The sequence below is a fragment of the Gloeomargarita sp. genome (assembly GCF_053491055.1).
The window spans coordinates 20,748-27,240 of sequence record NZ_JBRCEP010000033.1; the positions used below are offsets into that span (position 1 = coordinate 20,748).

4 protein-coding genes are annotated in these 6,493 nt (G+C 57.9%); 1 reads left to right on the forward strand and 3 read right to left on the reverse strand.

Going from position 1 to position 6,493, the window contains the following annotated elements:
• Positions 1–6 precede the first annotated feature (6 nt).
• Positions 7–1,050: an ACR3 family arsenite efflux transporter gene (arsB, locus tag ACWISF_RS03610; protein ID WP_448380225.1), complete on the reverse strand. Its 1,044-nt coding sequence runs from the start codon at positions 1,048–1,050 to the stop codon at positions 7–9.
• Positions 1,051–1,388: 338 nt separating this feature from the next.
• Here arsB and ACWISF_RS03615 point away from each other — a divergent pair, with 338 nt between their 5' ends.
• Positions 1,389–3,107 (forward strand): iron uptake porin, encoded by a 1,719-nt coding sequence (locus ACWISF_RS03615; RefSeq protein WP_448380226.1) that lies wholly within the window; start codon positions 1,389–1,391, stop codon positions 3,105–3,107.
• Positions 3,108–3,124: 17 nt separating this feature from the next.
• On the opposite strand, the gene glgA is transcribed toward ACWISF_RS03615, so the two are convergent.
• Positions 3,125–4,564 (reverse strand): glycogen synthase GlgA, encoded by a 1,440-nt coding sequence (glgA, locus tag ACWISF_RS03620; RefSeq protein ID WP_448380227.1) that lies wholly within the window; start codon positions 4,562–4,564, stop codon positions 3,125–3,127.
• Between the two features lie 86 nt (positions 4,565–4,650).
• Entirely contained in the window at positions 4,651–6,039 is a 1,389-nt protein-coding gene (locus ACWISF_RS03625) for a protein kinase domain-containing protein (protein ID WP_448380228.1), read from the reverse strand.
• Positions 6,040–6,493: the final 454 nt, after the last annotated feature.

Below are 6,493 nucleotides of genomic sequence, written 5' to 3' on the forward strand. Positions count from 1 at the left end.
ACCCTCCTAGGCCGAACCGGGAAACCACTTGCGGGTGCGGTTGGCCAGCGCCACCAACGAGAGCATCACCGGCACTTCCACCAACACCCCCACCACCGTCGCCAAAGCCGCGCCGGAATCCAGGCCAAACAAACTGACTGCCACCGCCACCGCCAATTCAAAGAAATTAGACGTGCCAATCAAGGCCGCCGGCGCCGCCACCGCAAAGGGCACCCGCCAGAGATACCCCCAGGCGTAGGCCAGGGCAAAAATACCGTAGCTTTGGATCACCAACGGCACGGCAATCAAGCCAATCACCAAAGGTTGTGCCACAATCGTCTGCGCCTGCAACCCAAACAACAGCACCACCGTCGCCAATAGCCCCACGATGGAGTATGGTTTGATCCGGGCGCAAAATGCCGCAATCGCCGCCTCATGCCCCCGGGCATCCAACCGTTTGCGGGTCACATACCCCGCCGCCAAAGGAATCACCACATAGAGAATCACCGACAGCAAGAGCGTTTCCCAGGGCACCTGCACATCAGTCACCCCCAACAACCAGGACACAATCGGCGCAAACGCCACCACCATAATCAGGTCATTGATCGAAACCTGCACCAGCGTATAATTCGCATCCCCCCGCACCAATTGACTCCACACAAATACCATAGCCGTACAGGGAGCCGCCCCCAGCAAAATCATCCCGGCGATGTATTCTCTTGCCAACTGCGGCGTGACCAAACCGGCAAAAACGTAATTAAAAAATAAAACACCCAGTAATGCCATCGTAAACGGCTTGACCAGCCAATTGACCACCAAAGTAATACATAAACCCTTGGGTTTGCGCCCCACTTCCCGCAAAGACGCAAAATCCACACTCACCATCATCGGGTAAATCATCACCCAAATCAGCACCGCCACCACAAAATTCACATTGGCGTACTCCAACCGGGCGATCAATTGAAATAAACCCGGCAACGCCAGCCCCAATTTCACCCCGATAATGATGCCCAAAGCCACCCACAGGGATAAATATCGCTCAAACACCCCCAACGGTGAGACGGATTGCATCGCCAACCTACGCCCAGAACCACCCTACAACCGTCTCGTATCCTATCGAATTCCATCTATATTGACAAGAACTGTGGTGCCGATGGCTCCATGGAAGTCCTGCCGCAATTATTTCTGCGGTTGCCTTGTGGCAGTGCTGTCTCCCATGGTTGGATGCATCCCCATTGACCAAACAGCGGTGGGGAACAGGCACCGACTACCGCCTTTGGGCGCCCCTGCGACAGGTGCTGGCGGTGCATTAACGAAAGTTTTGCTGTCAGTGGCTAGAACTTTGGTCTGTTGATAATCGTTCTCACTCAGGCTACAATACGGCAATCACGGTGTGGGAGAGTCAGGTGATGCGGAAACCATTTTGGGGATATGTCGTCGGTGGCGCCCTGGTGTCTGGGGTGATGATGGCGGGGGCAGTCCAAGCGCAGGTAACCCCCACGCGGGCGACGATTCAGCAGGTGCGCCAGTATGGGCGGGATTTGCGGGAAGATAGCGAGTTGGGGCAGGTGACCTCGGTTTCTGAATTTGTGGATGTAAAGCCGACGGACTGGGCCTTTTTGGCGTTGCAATCGCTGGTGGAGCGCTACGGCTGTATTGTGGGTTTGCCAACCAATCCGCCGACGTATCAGGGCCGCAGGGCTGTCACCCGCTATGAGTTTGCTGCCGGGTTGAATGCCTGTTTGGACCGGATTAATGAACTGATTGCCAGTTCGGTGGAGAATTTGGTCACCAAGGAGGACATGAAGCTCATCCAGCGGTTGCAGGAGGAATTTGCGGCGGAACTGGCGCTGTTGCGGGGGCGGGTGGATACGTTGGAAGCCCGGACGGCCACCTTGGAAGCGCAGCGATTTTCCACGACGACCAAGTTGACCGGCCAGGTGATCTTCGGTGTGCAGGGGGCGTTTGGGGCCAACCGGCAAGCGGTGCCCAAGGGAGCGGCGCAAGGCAGCCGGGGCAATGTGCTTGATGCCACCACGCTGGGCTATCGGGTGAATTTGACGTTTAATACGAGTTTTACGGGCAAGGATTTGCTGACCACGAATTTGCAAATGGATGATGTGGCGCTGGGGGCGATTCCGGGGAGCAGCGCCCTGGCGGTGACGGGCACCAACAATGCCAGTTTGAGCTATAGCTTTTTGAATGCGGGGACGGCAGGCGGTGTGGCCCTGGATACCCTCACCTACGAATTTCCGGTGCTGGCGGACCAGGGGCGGCTCACGATTGCCGCTTTGGGAGGGGCCATTTACGACCAGGTGGATACCCTGAGTCCCTTGGATGACGATGGGCAGGGGGCGCTGGCGGCCTTTGGGCTACGCAATCCCCTGTACAACCAGAATTTGGGGGCGGGGGTCGGCGCGGCCTTGAGCATCAATTTTTTGGATGACAAGCTCAATTTCACCCTCGGTTATCTGGCCAATGGGGGGGCAGCAGCGGGGGCCTATGCGCCGACGGGAATACCTTTTGGCACGGAAGGGTTGTTTGGGTCTTCCTATGTTGCCTATGGGCAGGTGACGGGCTATCCGCTGGACAATCTGGGGCTGAGTCTGCTGTATGTGCGTGGGTATAGCGACCTGGATTCGGCCTTACCTCTGAATCTGGGCGGGGGCGTGGGGACGGCTGCAGTAGATGCCCTGACGGCGGTGGCGGCGACCCAGGCAGACAATCTGGGGTTTCAGTTCAAGTGGCAACCCTTGAAGAACTTTATCCTGGGGGGTTGGTTTGGGGCGACCTGGTTCCAGGATGTGGTGGCGGGCTTGGATGCTTCGGGGACAGCTCTGAACTATGCGTTGGTGTTTGCCTTCCCGGATGTGGGCACCAAGGGGTCACAAGCGCAACTGGTGGTGGGTGCGCCGCCTTACCTGAGCAGCAGCCGGGGGTTGGTGGCCAATGGCTTGACCTTGCGGCGTGCGGATGATGTGCCCATTCTCCTAGAGGCTTCCTACCGCTTTAAGTTCACGGAATACCTCTCCATCACCCCCGGTATCATTGCCATCTTCAACCCGGAGGGGAATGCGGCCAACCCGACGGTGTTGGTGGGGGCGATTCGCTCTACGTTTTCCTTCTAGGGACGCAGGGATAACCCTCAGGCGACGGCTGCCGGTTCCTTCTTGGCCGACTCCAGCATTTCGGGGGGTAGGCCGTGCTCCGGCGGCAGACCGTAGATGGAGTTGTACAGCGCATGGTATTGCCGGGCGGATTCTTCCCAGGTGTAGCGCGCTGCCATACCCCGTTGTTGCAAGGCCCGCCATTCTCGCTTGTACTGGTAGCCTTCCCAGGCCCGCACCAGGCAGGTGTAAAAATCCAGGGGTTCGTAGCGGTCGAAACAGTAGCCATTCCCCGTGCCGTTAACCGGGTCGTGGTGAAAGACCGTGTCCACCAAACCGCCCGTACGCCGCACAATCGGCACCGAGCCATAGCGCAGGGCAATCATCTGGCTGATGCCGCAGGGTTCAAACCGGGAGGGCATGATAAACGCATCCGTCCCCGCATACAACCGGCGCGCCAGCGGGTCGCTAAATAAAATCTGGACCGACACCCGTCCGGGGTAGCGGGAAGCGACTTGCCACAACTGGGTTTCGTAGTAGCGATCCCCCGTCCCCATAATCACAAATTGGGTGTCGGTGTAGGCCAAAAATCGGTCGAGAATTTGCAAGAGTAAATCGAGACCCTTTTGCTCCACCAAACGGGTGACCATGCCGATTAAAAATTTGTTGCGGTCCACCTCTAAACCCACTTCTTCCTGCAAAGCCAGCTTGTTGACCACCCGTTTGTCCAGGGTTTCAGCGTTGTAGTTTTGGGGGATGTGGGGGTCGGTTTCCGGGTTAAACACTTCCGGGTCAATGCCATTCAAAATGCCCGTGACCTTATCCCCCAACCACCGCAGGAGACCGTCGAGTTGTTCCCCATATTCTGGCTGGCGGATTTGGCGGGCATAGTTGGGCGAAACCGTATTCACTCGGTCGGCGTATTGGACGGCAGCGGCCATGACGTTGTGCCCTTGCATATACCAGGGACACCAGGTCATTTTCTCCAACTTCCAGCGCCAGGGGCCTTGGTAGGCCAGGTTGTGGATGGTAAAGACGGTGGTAATGTCTGGCGATTGGTGCATCCAGACCGGGATCATCCCCGTATGCCAGTCGTGGCAGTGGATGATGTTGGGTTTCCAGTAGTTCCAGGCAAATTCGGCGGCGCCGTTGGCAAACAGGGTAAACCGCCAGTCCTCGTCTTCCCCGTAATAAATGCGGCGGGGCATAAAGGCCGGATGCCCAAACAGATACAGGGGTACATCGCTGTCGGGCAGCCGGGTTTCGTACACATGGAAATACTGGAACATGGCGTACCCTTGCCAAATGGGGGTGCTGGGGATGGGCAATTTTTCCGGCAGAAAGCCGTAGTAGGGCAAAAACACCCGCACGTCATGCCCCATCTTTTTGAGAACCTTGGGCAAAATCCCCACCACATCAGCCATGCCGCCTACTTTGGCAATGGGATAGGCTTCCGCGGCGACAAACAGGATACGCATGGGTACTTCTCTTAAAGCATCTCCTTATCATACACATATCTACATATCTATATACAAAATTTGGCGCTAGGGGTGTTGCCGGAGCGTCAGCGGACGCAGACGGTTTCCACGACCACGCAATCCCTACCCCCGACCTGGCGACAGGAGGTCAGCGCTGCCTGCTGGGCCAGGGCCTCGGTTTCTCCCCAACCGCCCCCGGCGTTGTTGCGGCCATCGCGCGCCAAGGCACCACAGGCGTTACGAAACCAGACCAACACCACACAGGGTTTCCCGGCCACCTGTTCACACTCCGCAAGGGCGCGGGCTTCGGCCTCCGCCTGGCTGCTGAAGTTGTAGCTGTACCCATAGGAGCCGTCCTCGCTGTTGTAGGCAATGGCGCCATACCGGTTGCCTGGACTTACCGGGGGGGTCTGGCTGTGTTCGCTAGGGATGGAGGAAGGACTGGGTTCGGTGACGGGGGTCTCCTCGCTAAATAGCGCCACGGCCACTATCAGCCCCACAAACGCCACACCCAGCGCCCCCACCCCCCCCAACAGCCACACGATGCAGGGAATCCCCGAACGCCGCGGCGACCTATAGGGCAAGGGTTCCGTGAGGGGCATGGTGGGGGCAACCCCTGGGGAGAGGGGTTGGGTGGGGGAGGTTGGCGCCGCCGTGGTGAGGGCCTGAACGGCTTGCAGGGCTTCCACGGCGCTGGGGTAACGTTGGCGCCAGTCGGGATGCACCATTTTTTCTAACACCGCGCGCAGGCCGGGACTCACCTGGGCGTACCGTTGCCAGTACAATTCTCCCGTGTCGTAGTCCTCCATTTGGCTGGGGGGCAGACCGGTCAGGGCCTGAATCGCCACCACCCCCACTGCGTACACGTCGCTACTGAGGCGGGGTTGTCCCCGAAATTGCTCAATGGGCATATACCCCCGCGTGCCAATCTGGGTGCCAATTGCCGTTTCCCCCTTGTCGTTGGCAACCAGCGAACCCACCTCCTTAACCGCCCCAAAATCAATCAGCACAATCCGCTGGTCGGACTGGCGCCGCATGAGATTGGCCGGTTTAATATCCCGGTGGATGATTTGGCGCTGGTGCACCTGGCTGAGCACATCCAACACATCCAACAACAGGTGTTTCACCCAGGATTCGGGATATTTTTGGCCGGGAGTCAGTTCCTGGCTGAGGTCGTGCCCCTCGATAAATTCCTGCACCAGATAAAAATCCTTGTCCTGTTCAAAATGCGCCAGCAGCCGGGGAATCCGCTCGATGGCAGAACCCAGTTGGTAGAGCACCTCCGCTTCCCGGTGAAACAGCCGCCGCGCCACCTCCATCACCTGGGGGTTGGTAGATTGCGGCTGGAGTTGTTTGACCACACAGCGGGGACGACCTGGTAAAAACAAATCTTCGGCCAAAAACGTATGGCCAAACCCACCGCTGCCTAGGGGTTTGAGAATGTGGTAACGACCAACCAGGGTAATATCGGTCATCCCCAACCTGCGACAACCATATTTATGGTACCGGACATCCCCCTAACAGTTACCTGGCCAAGAAAGGGGGAAGGACGTTCTGCCACGCAAACCCCCTGTTAAGAGCATGAACAAACGAGCCGCCTCCCCATTTGCCACCTACCGCATCCTACGCAATTACAGAAAGCCGCTAGAACCAAGCCGATGGACTCCCTGTCAGCCTAGCCAGGATTACTATGTACTTTGTTTGTAGTGATATTGCGATATTGCATTGGCGTTAGCACTTGCTCTGGGGACGTTTCGCACCTAAACAGCAAGCGTGCCGGGTTTTTAGATCAACGGCAAACCCACATCCTGGGCAAATTGGCGGCGGGTGGTCGGGTAATCAATCACCAATCCTTCCCCAGCAATGGGCGGGGCGGGTTGCCCTTCAATGTGCAGATAGATGGGTGCTTGGGGGTTCAAACTGCTGGCG

Coding starts and splice junctions, on each gene's coding strand:
- arsB (WP_448380225.1), bottom strand. CDS start 1,050: ATGCAATCCGTCTCACCGTTGGGGGTGTTTGAGCGATATTTATCCCTG.
- ACWISF_RS03615 (WP_448380226.1), top strand. CDS start 1,389: ATGCGGAAACCATTTTGGGGATATGTCGTCGGTGGCGCCCTGGTGTCT.
- glgA (WP_448380227.1), bottom strand. CDS start 4,564: ATGCGTATCCTGTTTGTCGCCGCGGAAGCCTATCCCATTGCCAAAGTA.
- ACWISF_RS03625 (WP_448380228.1), bottom strand. CDS start 6,039: ATGACCGATATTACCCTGGTTGGTCGTTACCACATTCTCAAACCCCTA.